Genomic DNA, 19,960 nt, shown 5'->3' with positions numbered 1-19,960 from the left:
CGATCACGCACCACCCGATGAGAAGGAGAACCCCCACCATGTCACGCACAGCATGGACCCCGGTCGGCACCGTCGCCGTCCTCGCCGTCGTCGGCCTGACGGTCGCCGGCTGCTCGTCCGGAGGCACGGATGCCTCCGGCGATGGCGACCAGGTCACCATCACCTACTCGAACTTCATCTCGAACGGCGGCAACGAGGAGAACCTCGCCACCATCGTCGAGGCCTTCGAGAAGGAGAACCCCGATGTGAAGGTCGACGTCACGACACTTCCGTACGCCGACTACTTCACCGCCCTGCAGACCGACCTGGCAGGCGGCACGGTGTCGGATGTGTTCGACATCGAGTTCGCCAACTACGCCGCCTACCAGGCCAACGGCGTGCTCGCACCGCTCGAAGGCGTCGACACCGACGTGTACCAGACCTCCCTCGCCGAGGCCTACGCCACCGACGGCACCCAGTACGCCCTGCCGAGCTCGTTCTCGAACGTCGTGCTCTTCTACAACGCCGACCTGTTCGACGCCGCCGGACTCGAGTACCCGACCGCCGACTGGACCTGGGCAGACGAGCAGGCCGCGGCCGAGAAGCTCACCGATGCCGCCGCAGGCGTCTGGGGCGACTACCAGCCGATCAGCTACCACGAGTACTACAAGGCGGTCGCACAGGCGGGCGGCGACTTCCTGAACGACGACGGCTCGGCGGTCGCGTTCAACTCCCCCGAGGGTCTCGCCGCAGCGGAGTGGCTGGTCGGCAAGAGCGGCACCACGATGCCGACGGCCGAGCAGGGAGCGGGAACGCCCGACTTCGACAGCGGCCTCTTCGCCGAGGGCAAGCTCGCCATGTGGCACACCGGCATCTGGATGTTCGGCGGCCTCGCCGATGCCGGCTTCGCCTGGGACATCGCCGTCGAACCGGGCGACACGACCCCCGCGAGCGCGCTGTTCTCGAACGGCGTCGCCGTCTCGGCCGGCACGAAGAACGCGGACGCCGCCCAGCGGTTCGCCGAATTCCTCACCAGCTCGAAGACCATGGTCGACGTGCGCCTGGACAGCGGATGGGAGCTGCCGCCGATCGCCGACGAGAGCCAGCTCGACGTGTACCTCGACAAGGGCGACCCCGCCAACCGTCAGGCCGTGTTCGACTCGCTCGAGCAGGTCGCTCTCGCCCCGTCGATCGGCGAGGGCCAGACCGAGATGCAGGACATCGTGAGCGAAGAGCTCACCGAGGCCGCGGCCGGGCGCAAGAGCGTGCAGGAAGCCCTCGACTCGGCTGAAGAGCGCGTCAACGCGCTGCTCGGCTGACGCCACCCCACCCCGGGGCGGGCCGACCGGCCCGCCCCCTCCGACCCCAGGAGTCCCCACGATGACGTCCCCGTGCACACCGACCTCGGTGCGCTCCTCGCGCACTCGCGATCCGTGATCACCTCCCTGCAGGAGCCGAACGGCGCCTACCCCGCCAGCCCCGACTTCTCCGCCTACCGCGGATACTGCTGGTTCCGTGACGGGTCGTTCATCGCCGACGGCGTCTCGGCCGCCGGCGCCGTGGACTCCGCGACCCGATTCTTCGACTGGTGCTCCGACGTGCTGCTGCGGCATGCCGGCTCGATCGAGGAGATCGTCGCCGCCGCGCGGGCGGGGCAGCCGGTGCCGGACGATCGGATGCTCCCCGCACGCTTCACCTTCGCGGGCGACCTCGGCCACGACGACTGGTGGGACTTCCAGCTCGACGGCTACGGCACGTGGCTGTGGGCCGCGGTCGCGCACGCCGAACGGCACGGACTCGACGTGCAGCGCTGGCGCAGGGCGGCGGAGCTCACGGTCGACTACCTCGTCAGCTCGTGGCAGCGACCCTGCTTCGACTGGTGGGAGGAGCACTCCGAACAGGTGCACATCTCGACGCTGGGCTGCATCGCGGCCGGGCTCTCGGCCGCCGCATCGTCGGGCCTGATCGAGGGACCTCGCCTCGAAGCCGCGCTCGACGCCCGGTCCGCGATCGACGATCTGCTGCACGGCGACGGCACGGCAGACGGACACCTGGTGAAGTGGATCGGCGACGACGCGGTCGACGGCAGCCTCAGTGCTCTGATCTCGCCGCTCGGAGTCATCCCCGCGGCCGACCCGTTGGCCGCGGGCACGATCACGGCCGTTCGCCGCGACCTCTCGGTCGACGGCGGCGTGCACCGCTTCCGCGCCGACACCTTCTTCGGGGGTGGTCAATGGCCGCTGCTGACCTGCTTCCTCGGACTCGCGCAGGCGGCCGTCGGCGACCGCGACAGCGCCCGCCGGGCACTCGAATGGGCAGCGAACACCGCCACCGTCGACCTGATGCTGCCGGAGCAGGTCGACGATCACCTGCTCGACCCGTCGTTCCGTCAGGAGTGGATCGACCGGTGGGGCACCGTGGCTACCCCGCTGCTGTGGAGCCATGCGATGCTGCTGCGACTCGCGGTCGAGCTCGGGGAGGTCGTCGAATGATCCGCCATCGTCCGGCCGGTTCGGGCCACCCGTACTCCGACGACACCGAGCAGCGCTCGCCCGTGCATCCCGTCGCCGGCGAACCGCTGCGGCTCGGCGTGCGCACCTCTGCCGATGCGGATGCCGTCGACGTCGAACTGGAATGGCGGGACGCGGCCGGCATCTCGCCTGGAAGGGCATGCCCTCTCCCCGTCGCCCGTTCGTCCCGCGGACAGGCAGTCGACGGTGGACACCTCGCCTCGGCGCAGGCCCGCCAGAACAGGGCCGCCGGCGGGTGGAGCTGACCTTGCCGAGCGTCCCCTCCGGCGCGGAGCTGCGCTACCGTTTCACCGCGCAGCGCCGGGACGGTGCCGCCGAGAGCACCCGCTGGTTCTCGTGCCGGGTCGCTGCCTGGCGTCCGGGAGCCGCCGACACCGTGCGTGTGGACGCCGCATCATCCGTGCCTGCGCGCCCGAGCGAGGTCGAGGTGCTCGACGACGGCGAGCGCGTCCTTCGGGTGCGCTTCGCGCTGCCGCTGACCACCGGGGAGCATGTGACCGGATTCGGGGAGCGCTTCGACGCCCTCGATCACCGCGGGCAGCGGCTCGATTCCATGGTGTTCGAGCAGTACAAGAGCCAGGGCGCTCACCGGCGCACGTACCTGCCCATGCCCTTCGCGCACGTCGTCGGAGGCGCGGGGTGGGGCTTCCATGTGCGCACCTCCCGGCGCGTGTGGTTCGACATCGGCGCCTCCGATGCGTCACGTCTGGTCGTCGAGGCCGAGACGGATGCTGTCGCCGAGGCCGCCGCGATCGAGCTCGCCCTCTACACCGGCGCACCAACGGAGGTGCTCGACGCCTTCCTCGCCGAGGTCGGGCGTCCGACCGAGCTGCCCGACTGGGTGTTCCGACTGTGGGCCAGCGGCAACGAGTGGAACACGCAGGCCGAGGTCGAGCGGCAGATGGCGCTGCACCGCGAGCACGACATCCCCGTCGGCTCCGTGGTGATCGAAGCCTGGAGCGACGAGAGCACCTTCACGGCGTTCCGTGACGCCCGGTACGAGGTGCGCGCCGACGGCGGTCCGTTGCGGTTGGACGACTTCGACTTCCCCTCCGAAGGCGCATGGCCCGACCCCAAGGGCATGGTCGACGCGCTGCACGAGAGCGATGTACGGGTGCACCTGTGGCAGATCCCGCTCATGAAGATGCGCCCGCATCCGCAGGGGCAGGCGCGCGCCGACGCGGATGCCGCGATCCGTGAGGGCGTGCTGATCAGGAGGTCGCCCCGACGGGTCGCTTCGGCCCTACCGCAACCGCGGCTGGTGGTTCCCGCTGGGACTCATGCCCGATCTGACCGACGAGCGCGCTGCACGGTGGTGGACCGAGAAGCGCCGCTACCTCGTGGAGGAGGTCGGCATCGACGGGTTCAAGACCGACGGGGGCGAGCACGCGTGGGGCGCGGACCTGCGCTATCTCGACGGCAGCCACGGCGACGTGTCGAACAACCTGTTCCCCGTGGCCTACGCCGCGGCATACGGACGACTGCTCGCGTCGGCGGGCAAGGCGCCGGTGACGTTCAGCCGTGCGGGCTTCACGGGCTCGCAGGCGCACGGTGCGTTCTGGGCGGGCGACGAGAACTCCACGTGGGAGGCCTTCCGGTGGTCGATGCTCGCCGGGCTCTCGGCCGCAGCCAGCGGCGTCCTCTACTGGGGATGGGACATCGCCGGGTTCTCGGGCGACATCCGGACCCCGAGCTCTACGTACGGGCGATGGCCGCGAGCGTGTTCGTGCCGATCATGCAGTATCACTCGGAGTTCAACCACCACCGGCTGCCCTCGCGCGACCGCACGCCGTGGAACATCGCCGAGCGCACGGGGACGACGCCGTGATCGCCGAGGTGCGGGAGCTCGTGCACCTGCGCGAGCGTCTGGTGCCGTATCTCGCCGCGCAGGCCCGGGAGTCGATCCGCACGAGCCGTCCGCTGATGCGACCTCTGTACTTCGACCACCCGGGCGACGAGGAGGTGTGGGCGCATCCGATCCAGTGGATGCTGGGCGATGACCTGCTCGTGGCCCCGGTGCTCGAGCCAGGGGTCTCCGCGTCGACCGTGTACCTGCCGCCCGGAGACTGGGTCGATGTGTGGACCGGGAGCGCTGCGCGCGGTGGAGCGGTGGTGACCGCTGCGACGACGCGCGACCGCGTCCCGGTGTTCGCCCGTGCCGAGTCCTGGCCCGCACTCGCCTCGGTGTTCGGGGACTGAGGGCTCCGATCAGACGCCGACGACTCGAGGGTTTTCGGGGCCGCGGGCGACGTGCGGGGGGCGGGCGGGGGCGGCGGGGCGAGCTGGCGCTGCGGCACGCCGTGGGCTTCGCGGTGCAGCCGCTCCATGCGGCTGTCGAGCTCGGCGGCGGCGTCTGCGGCATCCGACAGACTGTCGACGAGGTGCGAGGGGACCTGGTTCGAGAACTTGTAGTAGATCTTGTGCTCGAGGCTGGCCCAGAAGTCCATCGCGATCGTGCGGAACTGCACCTCGACCGGCACCGACAGCGCGCCGGTGGAGAGGAAAACGGGCACCTCGATGATCGCGTGAAGACTCTTGTAGCCATTCGGCTTCGGGTGCGCGATGTAGTCCTTGACCGTGCGCACCGTGATGTCGTCCTGCGCCGTGAGCAGGTCGAACAGCCGGTAGACGTCGGCAACGAAGCTGCACGTCACACGGACGCCGGCGATGTCGGTGATGTCGGCACGGATGCGGTCGAAGTCGGGTTCGTCGATGCCTTTGCGGGCGAGCTTCTCGACGATGCTGTCCGGCGACTTCAGCCGGCTCTTCACGTGCTCGATCGGGTTGTACGCGTGATCGTGCGTGAACTCGTCACGGAGGATCGAGATCTTCGTCTCGACCTCGCGCATCCCGAACTCGTACTCGCGCAGGAACCGCTGCAGCTCGTCGCGCAGCTCGCGGGCCTGGTTGATCGTGTCCTCGGTGACGTGAACGGTCGTCATGCCCTCGACGTTACGCGTTCGTGATCGGAAACCGCTGTGGATCCCCGATGTCCCTACGATTCCCGAACGGGTTGACGCGGCGTCCGCAGCGGCTTAGAACGGAGCACATGACGACAGCAGGCGAGGACTGGACGAGGGCTTACATCGACGCGTGGCGATCGAACGATCCCGAGCGGATCGGGACGCTCTTCACGCACGACGCCCGATACCTCACGAGCCCCGACTCGGAACCGCGGGTCGGACGCGACGCGATCGTGGCCGGCTGGCTGGAGGATAGCGACGAACCGGGCACGTGGACTTTCGAATGGGAGGTCCTCCACGAGGTCGGTGGATTCGTGGTCGTCCGGGGCCGGACCGAATACCCGGCGGAGCGCGACTACCTCAACCTCTGGATCATCCGGCTCGCACCCGACGGGCGCGCCACGGAGTTCACGGAGTGGTACATGCCGCGAGCCCACGCGGAGGGTTGACCGCAGGGCGCCGTCGGCCTCCCCACCCGTCACGCATCATGCGAAGCGGCCGCGGGACCTTCCGCGCCGGATACTCGGACCACCCCGCCCGCCCTGGCATCGGAGAGCTGCTGGCCGGACAGGAGTCCGGGCAGCCCTCGTCCGAGCCGCGTGGTGAAGAGCAGCACGACGGCGACGAAGATCAGCACAGAGGACGCGGGATCGAACAATCCGCCGAGCAGCGGAAGCGCGCCGAGTCCGCCGATGCCACCCACCCAGCGCAGGAATCGCGCGACGGGGCGGGCATCCTGGAACCCGTGTAACGCAGCTGCACGGCGAGATCGCCGACGGAGCGGCCGCCGGCGAGGATCAGCACCAACCACAACGCCGACGCGGTGATCGTGCCCGCGGCGTTCGCGACACCGCCGTCGAGGACCGCCGCCCGGTCGCCCACGACGAACTGCAACCAGAACTGCACCGCGACGCTGACCCCCGCCCCCACGAAGAAGTAGGCGAGACCGTCGCACAGCATCGCGAGTGCGCGGCGACCGCGGGTCACGGGGCGTGCCCGGTCGGCGTCTGCGCGCGCCTCACTGCCGCGCAGCGACCGAGGGACGACGAGCGCCAGCGTGCATCCGACGACCGCGCCGAGCGTGTTGGTCATGAGGTCGCCGACGTCGAAGAAGCGGTACGCGCAGGGGTAGAGGCCCCAGACACCCGTCAGCTGCGTCGTCTCGACCAGGAGCGACAGACCGAAGCCCGCGGCGAGCGCGACCGCGATGCCGCGCCCGGCGAGCACACGCACGAACACCCCGAGCGGAACGAACAGCAGCACATTGAATGCGAGCTGCAGAAGCGCCGGGTGTCGCAGCGGGTTCCCCGGTGCGGCGAGCGCGGTCTGCACGTCGCGGACGACGGACATCGGATCGGTGATCGCCCCGACGCAGCGGATCGCGTCGGGGTCGGGCAGGGGGAGGAGCGTGTAGGTCCAGATGGCCCAGAAGTAGATCAGTGCGGAGAGCCAGAGCAGAGTGCGGCCGAGCCCCAGGCCACCCCGTCGGCGATAGCTGATCGCCACGAAGGGGACGAAGAGCACGACGCCGAAGGCCATGCCGATCCCGATCGCGATGAACCCGAGCAGCATCTGATCTCCCACAACGTGTCAGTGTAGGCGTCGCCCTGACCCCCGGATGACGGCCGTAAGGATTCCGTGAGGAGAGGGGAGCCGCCCGTAGGGATTCCGTGAGGATCACGTGAGGATGGCGCATGTGGGCGTAGTGTCGCGGGACGTGTCAGACGAAAACAGGGAGAGCGCGGACGCGCCGCCACGCGCGAAGCGCATCCTCATCGGGGAACCGCTGACGAGTCAGCAGGTCGACGATCAACTGCTGCCGAAGCGGATGGCTCTGCCGATCTTCGCCTCGGACGCATTGAGCTCGGTGGCATACGCCCCGCAGGAGCTCGTGATGATCCTCCTGATCGGCGGATTGACGTTCCTGTCGTTCACGCCCCTCGTCGCCGTCGCGGTGGTGGTGCTGCTGCTCGTGGTCGTCCTCAGCTACCGGCAGCTCATCAAGGCCTACCCCTCGGGCGGCGGAGACTACGAGGTCGCCTCGAAGAACCTCGGCGAGATCCCCGGTGTGGTCGTCGCCGCGGCGCTGCTCGTCGACTACGTGCTGACCGTGGCCGTGTCGGTGGCCTCGGGCGTCGACAACATCATCTCCGCGGTGCCGGGGCTCGATCCGTTCCGCGTCGAGCTGGCGGTCGGCTTCGTGATCCTGATCATCATCGTGAACCTCCGTGGCGTGCGCGAAGCCTCGCTCGTGTTCGCGATCCCGACGTACGTGTTCATCGGCTCGGTGGGGGTCATGATCGTGACCGGCCTGATCCGGACCTTCCTCGGTGACGCCCCCGTGGCCTCGAGCGCCGAGTTCTCGGTGCAGGCCGAGAGCCTGAGTCAGGCCGCCGTGATCCTGCTGATCCTGCGGGCGTTCTCGAGCGGCTGCTCCGCTCTCACCGGTGTCGAAGCCGTGTCGAACGGCGTGCCCGCCTTCCGCGCCCCGAAGGTGCGCAACGCGCAGTCGACCCTGGTGCTGATGGGGACGATCGCGATCTGCCTGTTCTCTGGTCTGACCGCACTGGCGTTGATCACCGGTGTGCACTATGCCGAGAACCCCTGCGACCTGATCGGCTTCGACTGCACCAATCCGCAACCGAGCCTGATGGCGCAGATCGCCTCGGCGACGTTCGGCGGGGGGAGCATCGCCTTCTTCATCGTGCAGGCGGCGACCGCGTGCGTGCTGCTGCTCGCCGCGAACACCGCGTTCAACGGCTTCCCCCTGCTGGGCGCCGTGCTCGCCCGTGACGGCTACGCCCCCAAGTCGCTGAACACCCGCGGCGACCGCCTCGTGTTCTCGAACGGCATGATCCTTCTCGGCATCGCCGCGATCGCGGTGCTCGTCGTGTTCCAGGCGAGGCTGACGACGCTGATCCAGCTCTACATCATCGGCGTCTTCGTCTCGTTCTCCCTCGGGCAGATCGGCATGGTCCGGCACTGGCGGCGCGTGCTGCGCGGACCCGTGGAGGGCGCGGCGGGGTCCGGTATCGACGGGGCTTCGGCATCGGACCGACGCTCGGCCAAGGTGGGACTCCTCATCAACTCCGCGGGAGCGACCCTGACCGTGCTCGTCCTGGTGATCGTGACGATCACCAAGTTCACTCACGGCGCCTACCTCGTCTTCTTCGCCATCCCGGTTCTCGCCTTCCTGATGATGGGCGTGAAGCGGTACTACCGCGATGTCGAGCACGAGATCGCGATCGACGACACCACGAAGTTCGGCGCGACCGGCGACCTCGCCATCGTCCTCGTCAACCGCCTGCAGAAGCCGGTGGTCAAGGCGATCGACTATGCGATCGCGGCGAAGCACGGCAAGACCCTGGCCGTGCACGTCGCCGTGGCCTCCGACGATGCGACGGCGCTGCAGCAGGAATGGGCCGACCATCTCGTGCCGATCCCTCTCGTGATCGTGGAATCGCCGTATCGATCCTTCGCCCAGCCGATCACGCAGTTCATCAAGCAGTATCGCGAGAAGCACGGCTCCTCGGTCGTGACCGTGTACCTGCCGCAATACATCGTGGGGCACTGGTGGGAGTCGTTCCTGCACAACCGCCGCGCCCGCCGCCTCGCCAACCAGCTCATGCTCGTGCACGGGGTGTCGATCACCCTCGTGCCGTGGCTGCTCGACTCGTCGGAGCTCATCTACGGCCGCCGCTCCCGCCCCCTGCCCGGCCAGGAACGTGCAGGGCGCCCGGTGGTCGTGAACGGTCGCCGTGCTCATCGGCCGGCCGGCCCGCCGCAGGAGTAGTCCGTCACCCGCTCCCTTCGCGAGCGAACGGGAATCAGGTGGCCAGCACCTCGCCCAGGATGCCCGCAGCCTCGGGGAATCGGGCCGGATCGGCGTTGGCGTAGTTGAGGCGCACGAAGGCACCGGAGGGCTCGGCGGGGAACCACTCCGACCCTGGCGCGATGATCAGGCCCCGCACCTCGCAGTCGCGTACGACCTGAGCGACATCCGTCCCCTCAGGCAGCCGTACCCACAGGTTGAGGCCACCGACGGGCACGTGCTCCACCTTCGCGCGCGGCACCGAGGCAGCCAGACTCGACACCAGCAGATCGCGACGCGCGCGCAGGTGCTCACGGAACCCGCGCTGGTGGGTCCGCCAGGCGGGCTGCGTGACCACGTCGAGCGCGGCGGCCTGCAGCAGGCCGCTCACGTACATCGACTCGGCGGCACGGTCGGCGAGGATCCGATCCCGCGCGGGTCCCCTGGCGATCACCGCTGCCACGCGCAGTGCGGGTGAGACGCTCTTGGTAAGCGAGCGCAGGTACACGACATGGCCGTCGTCGTCGGATGCGGCGATCGGTCGTGGCTCGGCGTCGATTCCGAGGTCGTGCGCCCAGTCGTCTTCGATCAGGAAGGCGCCGTGGCGTCGGACCGCCTCCAGGACGGCGGCTCCGGTGGCTGTCGGCCACTGTGCGCCGGTCGGATTGGCGAAGGTCGGCTGTGCGTAGAACGCCCGAGCGCCGGTCAGCGCGAACGCGCGCTCGACCTCGTCCGGGTCGGGACCCTGGGGTCCGGAAGGGACCGGCACCAGCACCACCCCCGCCTGTGCCGCCGCGAGCAGCGCACCCCAGTAGGTCGGCGACTCGATCAACAGCGGCTGTCCGACGCCGACGACCGCACGGAAGATCGAGCTCAGCCCGCTCTGACTGCCCGAGATGATCAACGCGTCGCGCCCCGACGCCGGCGTCGCCCCCGCCGGGGCCGAGGCGGCGAGCTCGCCGGCGAACCAGGCCTGCAAGTCGGGATTCCCGGCCGCCGGAGAGCGCGTCAGCGCCGCCTCGGATCGCGCGGCCCGCACGATCGCCTGCCGGACGAGCCGCTCCGGCAGCAGGTCTGCCGCCGGGTATCCGGAGTGCAGTCCGATGGCGTCTGGGGCGACGGTGCGCTGGGTCGACGAGAGCCCGGCGAGTCCGGCCGGCGCTGCGCCGAGAGCGGCGGTCTGCCAGCCGTAGTCGGCTGCGCGCACGGTGGGCGTCGCCCGCACGAAGGTGCCAGCGCCGGGGCGCGACTCGACCAGCCCGAGCCGGACGAGCTGCCGCATCGCCTTCTGCACCGTCACCGGGCTCGCCCCGTATTCGGCCATCAACGCCCGGTTCGAGGGCACCCTGGCACCCGCAGACGCGGACGCGATCCAGGTACGGACTCCCGCGACGATCCGGTCACTGCTATCCTGACTCATGAAAATAGAGAGTAGCGTTATCGCTCCGCGCGAGCCAGTGCTATCGACTCGCGCCGGACTGTGGTGGGGACTCCTCGGCGTCACCGCCTTCTCCTTCACCCTCCCGTTCACGCGTGTCGCGACCGGCGGACTATCGCCCCTGTTCACCGGATCGGGTCGCGCCGTCGTCGCCGCGCTCCTCGCGGGCATCGCCCTTGCCGCCACCCGTCAGCCGCGCCCCACGATGAGGCAGGTGGCGCGACTCGCGATCGTCGCCGGCGGCGTCGTGGCCGGGTTCCCGCTGCTCACGTCGTTCGCGATGACCACGACTCCGGCCAGTCACGGTGCGGTCGTGATCGGTCTGCTGCCCGCCGCCACCGCGGTCGCCGTAGTCCTCCGCACGGGCGAACGCCCCGCTCGGTCGTTCTGGGTCTTCGCGATCCTGGGCGCCGCCGCCACTGTCGTCTTCGCCGCACTGCAGAACGGCGGGATCGGTGCGCTCACCGGAGCCGACCTGCTGCTGTTCGGGGCCGTGCTCGCCGCCGCGGTCGGCTACGCGGAGGGCGGCCTTCTCGCCCGGGAGCTCGGGCCATGGCAGACGGTGTCGTGGGCGCTGATCGTCGCCGCTCCTCTCATGGCCGCGCTGACCGTGACGTCGGCGATCACGCAGCCGCCATCCGCAACGCCGGTGCAGTGGCTCGCCTTCGCCTACCTCGCCGCCGTGAGCATGTTCCTCGGCTTCTTCGCCTGGTACCGCGGCCTCGCGATCGGGCCGATGGCGCAGGTGAGTCAGATCCAGCTCGTGCAGCCGGTGATGGGCATCGCCTGGGCCGCGATCCTGCTCCACGAGCCGATCGCCTGGGCCACCGCCGTTGGTGGACTCGCCGTCATCGCCTGTGCCGCCCTGGCCGTGCGCACCCGTCTGATCACCCGCCCCCGCACCGAGGAGTCCTGATGCGACACACACCCCGCTACCTGATGACCGACCCCGACGAGGTCAAGCGCCTGATCCGCGGCAACCCGTGGGCGACGTTCGTCTCTCCGACGAGCACGGGCCTGATCGCCTCGCATTACCCGGCCCTGCTGCTCGAGGATGAAGACGAGATCGTGATCGCGAGCCACTTCGGACGTCCGGACGAGCAGCTGCATGAGCTCGGCCGACACGAGGTGCTGGTGATCATCCAGGGTCCCCACGACTACGTGTCGTCGAGCCTCTATGCGCCGGGCGACCTGGTCCCGACGTGGAACCACGTCACCGCGCACCTGTACGGCACCCCCGAGATCCTCGGCGAGGAGGAGAACTACGCGATGCTCACGCGTCTGACCGACCACTTCGAGAGTCGCCAGGAGCACGGTCGGCATCTGTCGGAGGACGAGCAGGGAACGCGCCGGGCGGCGAAGGGCACGGTGGGTCTGCGGATGCGCGTCGACCGCTTCGACGCGCGCGCCAAGCTCAGTCAGAACAAGCCGCCCGAGGTGCGAGACACCATCACGGCACGGCTGGCGGAGACGAACCAGGCACTCGCGGCGGAGATGCGGCGGGTGAGCGAAGGGCGGACATGACCGTCTTAGAAGTCACCGCCGGGATAGGTGCGCCCCCGCGGGCGCTCGTCGGGATCGTCATCCGCATGGCTTTCGAGCGACGGCAACGGCCCGGATGACTGCGCCGGCACGTCACTCCTGGCTTGACCATCCTCCACAAAAGTGACGCGCAACGGACTTCCGCGCTCGACGATCGCTCCCGCCTGAGGATCTTGGCTCGTCACCCAGAAGAGCCCAGGCCAGGTACGTGCGCGGATACCCGGGCCGTCGAGATCTCCGCTCGACAGAATCAACCCGATTGCGGCTGCGGTTTCGCCGGCGATGTCCACCGGTTGGCCGACCACATCAGGAACAATCACCATCGGGCGTTCAGCCATCTCTGGTTCCTCCGATCAGCTGGGTGAGCAGAGCGTGCGCGGGCTCAACTCATGGCGCGTTGAACTGCGAGCAGGCGGGGGCTGACCCGAGAGGTCAACCCCCAGTGCCCTCATTCAGCAGTGAATGCCACCGCACCACCTCCTGTCCACCCCACGCTCAGAAGTCACCGCCGGGATAGGTACCCTCCGGGAGCGTGAAGCACACCGACCAGGAGTCGATCACGATAGTTCCTTCGTCGCCTTGCCCGAGAAGAACAGCCTCTCCCGTCGTCTTCGACTGCGCCGTCAGCGCGTAATCGCCGAAGATGTCGCTTCGATGCGAAACGGTGAACTCGCCTCTGTGATGCAGCGCATCTGCGATCTGGCCCTCCAACGTTTTCAAGAGCGACTCGATGTCGACGCCGGGGACAAGAGTGAGTGTGGTGATCCCCGTCCATCGATGCCGTGTTTCATCACAACTGAACAGGCCTCCCTTCTCGTTCTGATCGACGCGAACGACATCCTTGTCCGGCACGAGGGCAGCGACCTCCCGTTCCATCGCCTGCGTTGAAGCCTTCACCTCCTCCCAGCTCCGGTCCGGGTTCCGTTCTGGTGGCACTTTCGCTCCAGAGCACCCGCATAGCCCCATCATGATTGCCACCGCCGCTACCGACGCCTGGCCACTACCTCTCGTTCGCCCCATGCTCAGAAGCTCCCGCCGGGATACATACCCTCCGGGAGCGTGAAGCACACCGACCAGGAGTCGATCGAGATCGTTCCCGGTTCATCCTCGCCGAAAAGGTACCCTTCGCCTGTCATCGGTGAGTCCACTGTCGCTACGTACTCGTCTGTGATTCCGCGATAATTCGCCACCTCGAATTCGTCGGAGAACAGATCCGCTACGCGCGCTTCTACTTTTCTCGTGGTCGCCTCGGCGTCAGCCCCCGGGACCAGCGTCACGTACGTGATCCCGGTCCACCGGTGCCGTCTGTCGTCGCAACTGAACAACGTCCCGGTCTCGTGCTGGTCTACAGCGACGACGTCCCCAGCCGGTATGAGTGCGACGATCTCCAACGTCTTCGCTTGCGCTGCTGCCTTCGCATCCTGCCAGGTCACACTCGACTCCTTGTCATGCGTTCGCGCTTCCGGTTGCGCGCACGCGGTTAACGCCACCAGAACTCCAGCCAGGCCCACGATCGGGACCCGGAACTTCTTCATTTCTTCACCAGCCTTTGCATATCGCGTAGGGCGCGTCTGTTGTCGGGATCATCGGTCGCGATCAGGCTGTGGTTCTCCGTCAACACCCGTATGTACTCGGGCGAGACATTGACCGTCGGGCCAACAAGGCTGCTCGCCTCCTCCTGATCGAGCACCGCGTCGTCCGGGCCGAGGTAGTAGCCGCCGTGCTCGAAAGCCGGGTGAGAGCGCGGGTTGTTGCCGTCCCAGACGAGTCCCATGTGCTGTCCCTCCTGAAGAAGATCTCGATAGGAGAGGTCGGCGTACGCTGTGTCGGGATCCGGGGACCACTCCGGCGGCATCCCGGCTCCGGAGAGCGAGATCACCTTGTCGAACTCGGCACCGGCGACCTCCGCGCTCGTCACGTTCGCAAGCCCCCAGCTGTGCCCCAACGCATCCTGCTCCGCTGCACCGGTCGCCGGATCTGCCCGCATCCCCGCCTCGAACCGCGCCAACTGCCGCCCCGCCTCGACGGCACGATCATGGTCGTTCGCCTCCCCGATCCGCATCGGGTTCACTCCACCCGCCTCGGAGTCCTCGCCAGGGAACTCACCGTCCTTGTACACGAACGCGAGGGTTCCAGGCACTTTGTCGACCAGTGATGTCGCGACCTGCTGCACGTCGCCGCTGTAGAAGCTCGCGAGGCTCGTGAACGTACCGGGCACATACGTGAGCACGTGCGTCGGCGCGACGCGGAGATCCCCGACGACCTCGACGATGCGCGAGAAGTCGCGGTCGTACAGATACAGCTGCACCCCGCCGTGCTCCACCTTCCGGAGGTAGGCGATCTCCTTCGCGAGAAACGCCGCTCGCTCCGATCCGTCCGGTTCACGCTCGCGCTCCGTCAGGGCCTCCTCGATCCACGCGGCAGCGCTCCGCTGATTCGCATGCACCCGCACAGCCGCGGGGAGGCCATCCAGAGCACCCAAGGCCGCAGGGTCCGCATCGATGAGTTCCTCCTGCAACTCGGGGTGCAGGAGCCACAGGGCGAGAACCTCCTGCGGCGAATCCGCCGCGAGCAGATCCTGCAGGAGGTCCCGCGACTCGTGCGAGAGGTTCACGCCCGCGCTCTCCCCGAGCGCGCGCACCGCTGTGTCGTAGGCCTCGTCCCAGGCTCCGAAATGGAACTCGTAGCGGGTCCAGAGGTCGTCGAGCTCCTCCTCCGCCCTTCGGCGATCCCTGATCAGGTCGGTCGCCAGCTCCTCCGCCGCCTGCGCGACGACCGGATCGTCGCCCTCTGCGGCAGCCAGAGCACCCCGACCCGCCTCATCCGACGCCGCGTTCAGTGTCAGCCACGCCGCGTGCGCCGACTCGATCTGCTCGATCAGGTCGTTCGCCCTGTGCGCGTGCTCGTCATAGGCCCTCGCATACCTCGACAGGGCCGCCGAGAGCCTCTGAGCGACCGCTACGTGCGGGCCGATCGTCGACAGGATCTCCCGCGCGTCGGTGCGCGCGGCGGTGACCGCCCTGCCCCGCCCCGGCAGAGCTGCGGCGCGTCCTGACGCGCCGCGCAGCGTGCGAAGGTGCGCTGCCACGATCTCGACCTGATCGACCGATCGGGACATCGTACCGACGTCCCCGGCGATCCGCTCCAGGGGGTATCCCCGCCGTGGCGACGACAGGTTCACGGCGCGCCCTCCCCGTCAGCTCCTCATCGAGGTCGGAGTAGGTCGCCGCGATCGCGAAGAGCGAGGCGGCGAGCGTCGATCCGGCATCGCCATGCGTGGCGGCGGCGTCGTGCAGCTCGACCATCCGGGAGTGCACCTCGACCTGCAGCCCATGGCGGCCGACCGGTGCCTCCACCCCGAAGTCACCCCCGCCGATGCGAGACATATCGAACAGGAGTCCCCTCGACGCGTCTTCGCACTCGCGAGCGGCCTCGTCCAGATCGCCGTAGAACAACTCCACCGTCGTCACGCAGGCAACCTCCTTCGCATGGTCGTCATATGACGACATAATAATCACATCCGTAGACATGAAGAACCACCAGCGTCGGTCCGCTCTGAGCGCGATCTCCGATCCGTGCCGCGACCGACGTCCGGAAAACCGCGGCTGCTGTGAGCAACGCGCATGCATCGGCGCCGGGGGCGTAGGGGAAGCGTGAGGATCGCCGTTCGCACGCTGCCGCGGGAGTTGTATCGGATCCGTGCTCGACATCATCTACATCGCGCTGACTCTCGCGCTGTTCGCCCTCGTATCCCTGGTCGCCAAGGCGGTGGACCGCGCATGATCGTCTTCGAGATCCTCGCGGCCGTGCTCGGCGTCGCCGCCATCGTCTACCTCGTGGTGGCACTCGTCGCCCCGGAGCGGTTCTGATGGACGCGACGATCTGGTTCGGCATCCTGCAGGTCACGGCCGTCGTGGTCGTGCTCGTGCTCCTCTACCGCCCGCTCGGCGACTACATCGCGCACGTCTACACCTCGGCGCGCGACCTGCGAGCGGAGCGCGGCATCTACCGGATGATCGGGGTCGACTCGTCGTCCGAGCAGACCTGGCGCGCGTATGCCCGCAGCGTGCTGGTGTTCTCGGTGGTCGGAGTGCTCCTCGTCTACGGGCTGCAGCGCCTCCAGGCGTTCCTGCCGCAGTCGCTCGGACTCCCCGCGGTGCCGGAGGGGCTCGCCTTCAACACGGCAGCCTCGTTCGTGGCGAACACGAATTGGCAGTCGTATTCGCCGGAGCAGACGATGGGCTACACCGTGCAGCTCGCGGGCCTCACGGTGCAGAACTTCGTGTCGGCAGCCGTCGGCCTCGCGATCGCGATCGCACTGATCCGCGGCCTCGCCCGCCGAGGCTCGACGACCATCGGCAACTTCTGGGTCGACCTGATCCGCGGCCTCGGGCGCATCCTGCTTCCGATCGCCCTGATCGGCGCGGTCGCGCTGCTCGCGGGCGGCGTCATCCAGAACTTCGCCGGGTTCACCGATGTCACCACGGTGTCCGGCGCGCCCCAGAGCATCCCGGGTGGGCCTGTCGCCTCGCAGGAGGCGATCAAGCTGCTCGGCACGAACGGCGGCGGGTTCTTCAACGCCAACTCCGCGCACCCGTTCGAGAACCCGACCGGATTCACGAACCTGCTCGAGGTGCTGCTGATCCTCGTGATCCCGTTCTCCCTCCCGCGCACGTTCGGCCGCATGGTCGGCGACCACCGTCAGGGCTACGCGATCGCGGCCGTCATGGGCGCGATCTTCCTCGTGTCGACCTTCGCCCTCTCGGCGCTCGAACTCGCCGGGCGCGGCAGCGCACCCGAGCTCGCCGGGGGCGCGATGGAAGGCAAGGAGGTGCGCTTCGGCATCCTCGGGTCCACCCTGTTCGGCAGCGCGAGCACGCTCACCTCCACCGGCGCGGTCAACTCGATGCACGACTCGTACACAGCACTCGGCGGCATGATGCCGATGCTGAACATGATGCTCGGCGAGGTCGCCCCCGGTGGCGTCGGCTCCGGCCTCTACGGCATGCTCGTGCTCGCGATCATCGCGGTGTTCGTGGGCGGACTGCTCGTCGGGCGCACGCCGGAGTACCTCGGCAAGCGGATCGGACCGCGGGAGATCACCCTCGCGAGCCTCTACATCCTCGTGGTGCCCGCGCTCGTCCTCGGCGGCACCGCCCTGAGCTTCGCGATTCCCGGCATCCGGGAAGACGTGGAGTCGACCAGCATCCTCAACCCCGGCGTGCACGGCATGAGCGAGGTGCTCTACGCCTTCACCTCGGCCGCGAACAACAACGGTTCCGCCTTCGCCGGACTCACCGCGAACACCCCGTGGTTCAACACCGCGCTCGGCATCGCGATGCTGCTGGGGCGCTTCCTGCCGATCGTGCTCGTGCTCGCCCTCGCGGGTTCGTTCGCCGCGCAGGAGCGGGTGCCCGCCACCTCGGGAACCCTGCCGACGCATCGCCCGCAGTTCGTCGGGCTGCTCCTCACCGTGACGGTCGTCGTGACCGCTCTCACCTACTTCCCCGTGCTCGCACTGGGACCCCTCGCCGAAGGACTCGTCTGACCATGACTCTCACCACCACCCCCTCCGAACGGCAGGATGCTCCGGCACCGGCCGCCGTGCAGCCGTCGCGCTCCTTCGGCTGGACGCAGCTCCTGCAGGCTCTCCCCGGCGCGCTCCGCAAGCTCAACCCCGCAGCGCTCGTCCGCAACCCGGTCATGCTCCTGGTGTGGGTCGGCGCCGCGTTCACCACCGTGCTCGCGATCGCCGAGCCCTTCCTCGGCGGCCCCGCCGACTCCGGCGGCACCCCGGTGCCGGCACCGTTCACGGTGGGCATCGCCGTGTGGCTCTGGCTCACGGTGCTGTTCGCGAACGTGGCCGAGTCGGTCGCCGAGGGACGCGGCAAGGCCCAGGCGGCGAGCCTGCGCAAGACCCGCACGAGCACCATGGCCCGCCGCGTCGTCGGCTACGACCCCTCGTCGGATGCCGCCGCAGAGCACGCCGCGACCGCGCAGGTGTCGTCGGCCGAGCTGCAGCGCGACGATGTCGTGCTCGTCACCGCGGGCGAGCTGATCCCCGGCGACGGCGACATCATCGCCGGGATCGCGACCGTCGACGAGTCGGCGATCACGGGCGAGAGCGCTCCGGTGATCCGCGAGTCGGGCGGCGACCGCAGCGCCGTGACCGGCGGCACCCGCGTGCTGTCTGACCGCATCGTGGTGCGCATCACCTCGAAGCCGGGCGAGACCTTCGTCGACCGGATGATCGCCCTGGTCGAAGGTGCGAGCCGCCAGCGCACCCCCAACGAGATCGCCCTGAACATCCTGCTCGCCAGCCTGTCGATCATCTTCCTGGTGGTGGTGCTCGCCCTCAACCCGATCGCGTCGTACGCCGCGTCGCCGGTCAGCATCCCGGTGCTCATCGCCCTGCTCGTGTGCCTGATCCCGACCACCATCGGCGCCCTCCTCTCGGCGATCGGCATCGCGGGGATGGACCGGCTCGTGCAGCGCAACGTGCTGGCGATGTCGGGGCGCGCGGTCGAGGCGGCGGGAGACGTCACCACGCTGCTCCTCGACAAGACGGGCACCATCACGCACGGCAACCGCCGCGCGCACGAGGTGCTGCCCCTCTCGGGCGTCGACGAGGAAGAGCTGCTCCGGGTCGCTGCCCTGTCGTCGCTCGCCGATCCCACGCCAGAGGGCGCCTCGATCGTCGAACTCGCCGAGGCGCGCGGCATCCGGGTGACGGCACCCGCCGACGCCGTGGTCGTCCCCTTCACGGCGCAGACCCGCATGTCGGGGCTCGACCTGGCCGACGGCACGCAGATCCGCAAGGGTGCAGGCTCGGCGGTGCGGGCGTGGCTCGGACTCGACAGCGACGACGAGCTCACCGCCTCGACCGACGGTGTCGCAGCGAGCGGCGGGACACCCTCGTCGTCGCAGTGCGCGCATCCGCTGTCGATGCCACGCGGATCCTCGGCGTCGTGCACCTCAAGGACATCGTGAAGGACGGACTGCGCGAGCGGTTCGACGAGCTGCGCAGCATGGGCATCCGCACGGTCATGATCACGGGCGACAACCCCTGACCGCAAAGGCCATCGCCGCGGAGGCCGGCGTCGACGACTTCCTCGCCGAAGCCACACCGGAGGACAAGCTCGAGCTCATCCGCCGCGAACAGCAGGGCGGCCGCCTGGTCGCGATGACCGGCGACGGCACGAACGACGCCCCGCGCTCGCTCAGGCGGACGTCGGTGTCGCGATGAACACCGGCACCTCGGCGGCGAAGGAGGCCGGCAACATGGTCGACCTCGACTCGGACCCGACCAAGCTGATCGACATCGTGCGCATCGGCAAGCAGCTGCTCATCACGCGCGGAGCGCTCACCACGTTCTCGCTCGCGAACGACATCGCGAAGTACTTCGCCATCATCCCGGCGATGTTCATGGGGGTCTTCCCCGGCCTCGCGGCCCTCAACATCATGCAGCTGCACTCTCCGGCCTCCGCCGTCACCAGCGCGATCATCTTCAACGCGATCGTGATCGTGTTCCTGATCCCCCTGGCCCTGCGCGGGGTGAAGTACCGTCCGGCGAGCGCCTCCCAGATCCTGCAGCGCAACCTGCTGGTCTACGGCCTCGGCGGCATCATCGCGCCGTTCCTCGGCATCAAGCTCATCGACCTCGTGGTCAGCCTCATCCCCGGCTTCTGACCCGGCT

17 protein-coding genes and 2 pseudogenes are annotated in these 19,960 nt (G+C 68.9%); 11 read left to right on the top strand and 8 right to left on the bottom strand.

Features of this window, described 5'->3' with window-relative positions; all coding sequences use genetic code 11:
• The first annotated feature begins 38 nt into the window (after nt 1-38).
• From G4G29_RS02240 to G4G29_RS02230, 4 genes are all read left to right on the top strand, one after another.
• The gene (locus tag G4G29_RS02240) at nt 39-1,298 is read left to right on the top strand and encodes a sugar ABC transporter substrate-binding protein (protein WP_183151694.1); all 1,260 of its coding nucleotides are present in this window, start codon (nt 39-41) and stop codon (nt 1,296-1,298) included.
• 72 nt (nt 1,299-1,370) lie between these two features.
• Nucleotides 1,371-2,471, top strand: coding sequence for a glycoside hydrolase family 15 protein (locus G4G29_RS02235; protein WP_183151693.1), 1,101 nt, complete (start codon nt 1,371-1,373; stop codon nt 2,469-2,471).
• Nucleotides 2,468-2,755, top strand: a complete 288-nt coding sequence (locus G4G29_RS20460; RefSeq protein ID WP_202045507.1) for a hypothetical protein — start codon at nt 2,468-2,470, stop codon at nt 2,753-2,755. The genes G4G29_RS02235 and G4G29_RS20460 overlap by 4 nt, the downstream gene beginning before the upstream one ends.
• A 2-nt stretch (nt 2,756-2,757) precedes the next feature.
• Nucleotides 2,758-4,338: a TIM-barrel domain-containing protein gene (locus G4G29_RS02230; protein WP_202045505.1), complete on the top strand. Its 1,581-nt coding sequence runs from the start codon at nt 2,758-2,760 to the stop codon at nt 4,336-4,338.
• Nucleotides 4,339-4,816: 478 nt separating this feature from the next.
• On the opposite strand, the pseudogene G4G29_RS02225 reads toward G4G29_RS02230, so the two are convergent.
• Nucleotides 4,817-5,452 (bottom strand): annotated as a pseudogene (locus G4G29_RS02225) (GTP pyrophosphokinase family protein); the annotation flags it as partial.
• A gap of 107 nt (nt 5,453-5,559) precedes the next feature.
• Here G4G29_RS02225 and G4G29_RS02220 point away from each other — a divergent pair.
• Entirely contained in the window at nt 5,560-5,922 is a 363-nt protein-coding gene (locus G4G29_RS02220) for a nuclear transport factor 2 family protein (protein WP_183151692.1), read from the top strand.
• Nucleotides 5,923-5,951: 29 nt separating this feature from the next.
• Here G4G29_RS02220 and G4G29_RS21070 read toward each other — a convergent pair whose 3' ends face one another.
• Together G4G29_RS21070 and G4G29_RS02215 are read right to left on the bottom strand one after the other, a co-directional pair.
• Nucleotides 5,952-6,110 (bottom strand): hypothetical protein, encoded by a 159-nt coding sequence (locus G4G29_RS21070; RefSeq protein WP_244632333.1) that lies wholly within the window; start codon nt 6,108-6,110, stop codon nt 5,952-5,954.
• On the bottom strand, nt 6,104-7,045 hold the full coding sequence (locus tag G4G29_RS02215; RefSeq protein ID WP_244632332.1) for a VanZ family protein: 942 nt from the start codon (nt 7,043-7,045) through the stop codon (nt 6,104-6,106). Before G4G29_RS02215 ends, G4G29_RS21070 begins: the two co-directional genes overlap by 7 nt.
• A gap of 115 nt (nt 7,046-7,160) precedes the next feature.
• Here G4G29_RS02215 and G4G29_RS02210 point away from each other — a divergent pair, with 115 nt between their 5' ends.
• On the top strand, nt 7,161-9,266 hold the full coding sequence (locus G4G29_RS02210) for an APC family permease (RefSeq protein ID WP_244632331.1): 2,106 nt from the start codon (nt 7,161-7,163) through the stop codon (nt 9,264-9,266).
• Nucleotides 9,267-9,300: 34 nt separating this feature from the next.
• Here G4G29_RS02210 and G4G29_RS02205 read toward each other — a convergent pair whose 3' ends face one another.
• Complete coding sequence (locus G4G29_RS02205) at nt 9,301-10,704, bottom strand: PLP-dependent aminotransferase family protein (protein WP_183151691.1); 1,404 nt, start codon at nt 10,702-10,704, stop codon at nt 9,301-9,303.
• On the opposite strand from G4G29_RS02205, the gene G4G29_RS02200 reads away from it, so the two are divergent.
• Entirely contained in the window at nt 10,703-11,638 is a 936-nt protein-coding gene (locus tag G4G29_RS02200) for a DMT family transporter (protein WP_183151690.1), read from the top strand. The genes G4G29_RS02205 and G4G29_RS02200 overlap by 2 nt on opposite strands.
• Nucleotides 11,638-12,246, top strand: coding sequence for an FMN-binding negative transcriptional regulator (locus tag G4G29_RS02195; protein WP_183151689.1), 609 nt, complete (start codon nt 11,638-11,640; stop codon nt 12,244-12,246). Before G4G29_RS02200 ends, G4G29_RS02195 begins: the two co-directional genes overlap by 1 nt.
• 5 nt (nt 12,247-12,251) lie before the next feature.
• Here G4G29_RS02195 and G4G29_RS02190 read toward each other — a convergent pair whose 3' ends face one another.
• The 4 genes from G4G29_RS02190 to G4G29_RS02175 all read right to left on the bottom strand — a co-directional run bounded on the left by G4G29_RS02190 (nt 12,252) and on the right by G4G29_RS02175 (nt 15,382).
• On the bottom strand, nt 12,252-12,602 hold the full coding sequence (locus G4G29_RS02190; protein ID WP_183151688.1) for a PASTA domain-containing protein: 351 nt from the start codon (nt 12,600-12,602) through the stop codon (nt 12,252-12,254).
• Between the two features lie 157 nt (nt 12,603-12,759).
• Entirely contained in the window at nt 12,760-13,161 is a 402-nt protein-coding gene (locus G4G29_RS02185) for a hypothetical protein (RefSeq protein ID WP_210274226.1), read from the bottom strand.
• A gap of 125 nt (nt 13,162-13,286) precedes the next feature.
• On the bottom strand, nt 13,287-13,799 hold the full coding sequence (locus G4G29_RS02180; RefSeq protein ID WP_183151686.1) for a hypothetical protein: 513 nt from the start codon (nt 13,797-13,799) through the stop codon (nt 13,287-13,289).
• Nucleotides 13,796-15,382, bottom strand: a complete 1,587-nt coding sequence (locus tag G4G29_RS02175) for a hypothetical protein (protein WP_210274225.1) — start codon at nt 15,380-15,382, stop codon at nt 13,796-13,798. Before G4G29_RS02175 ends, G4G29_RS02180 begins: the two co-directional genes overlap by 4 nt.
• Before the next feature lie 661 nt (nt 15,383-16,043).
• On the opposite strand from G4G29_RS02175, the gene G4G29_RS02170 reads away from it, so the two are divergent.
• From G4G29_RS02170 to kdpB, 3 genes and pseudogenes are all read left to right on the top strand, one after another.
• Nucleotides 16,044-16,133 (top strand): potassium-transporting ATPase subunit F, encoded by a 90-nt coding sequence (locus G4G29_RS02170; protein WP_183151684.1) that lies wholly within the window; start codon nt 16,044-16,046, stop codon nt 16,131-16,133.
• On the top strand, nt 16,133-17,812 hold the full coding sequence (kdpA, locus tag G4G29_RS02165; RefSeq protein ID WP_183151683.1) for a potassium-transporting ATPase subunit KdpA: 1,680 nt from the start codon (nt 16,133-16,135) through the stop codon (nt 17,810-17,812). The genes G4G29_RS02170 and kdpA overlap by 1 nt, the downstream gene beginning before the upstream one ends.
• A gap of 2 nt (nt 17,813-17,814) precedes the next feature.
• Nucleotides 17,815-19,953, top strand: a pseudogene (gene kdpB / locus G4G29_RS02160) (potassium-transporting ATPase subunit KdpB).
• The last annotated feature ends 7 nt before the right edge of the window (nt 19,954-19,960 follow it).

Source organism: Microbacterium sp. Se63.02b (genome assembly GCF_014171575.1).
Lineage (GTDB): Bacteria > Actinomycetota > Actinomycetes > Actinomycetales > Microbacteriaceae > Microbacterium.
This window is presented reverse-complemented; position numbering and strand designations above follow the sequence as displayed.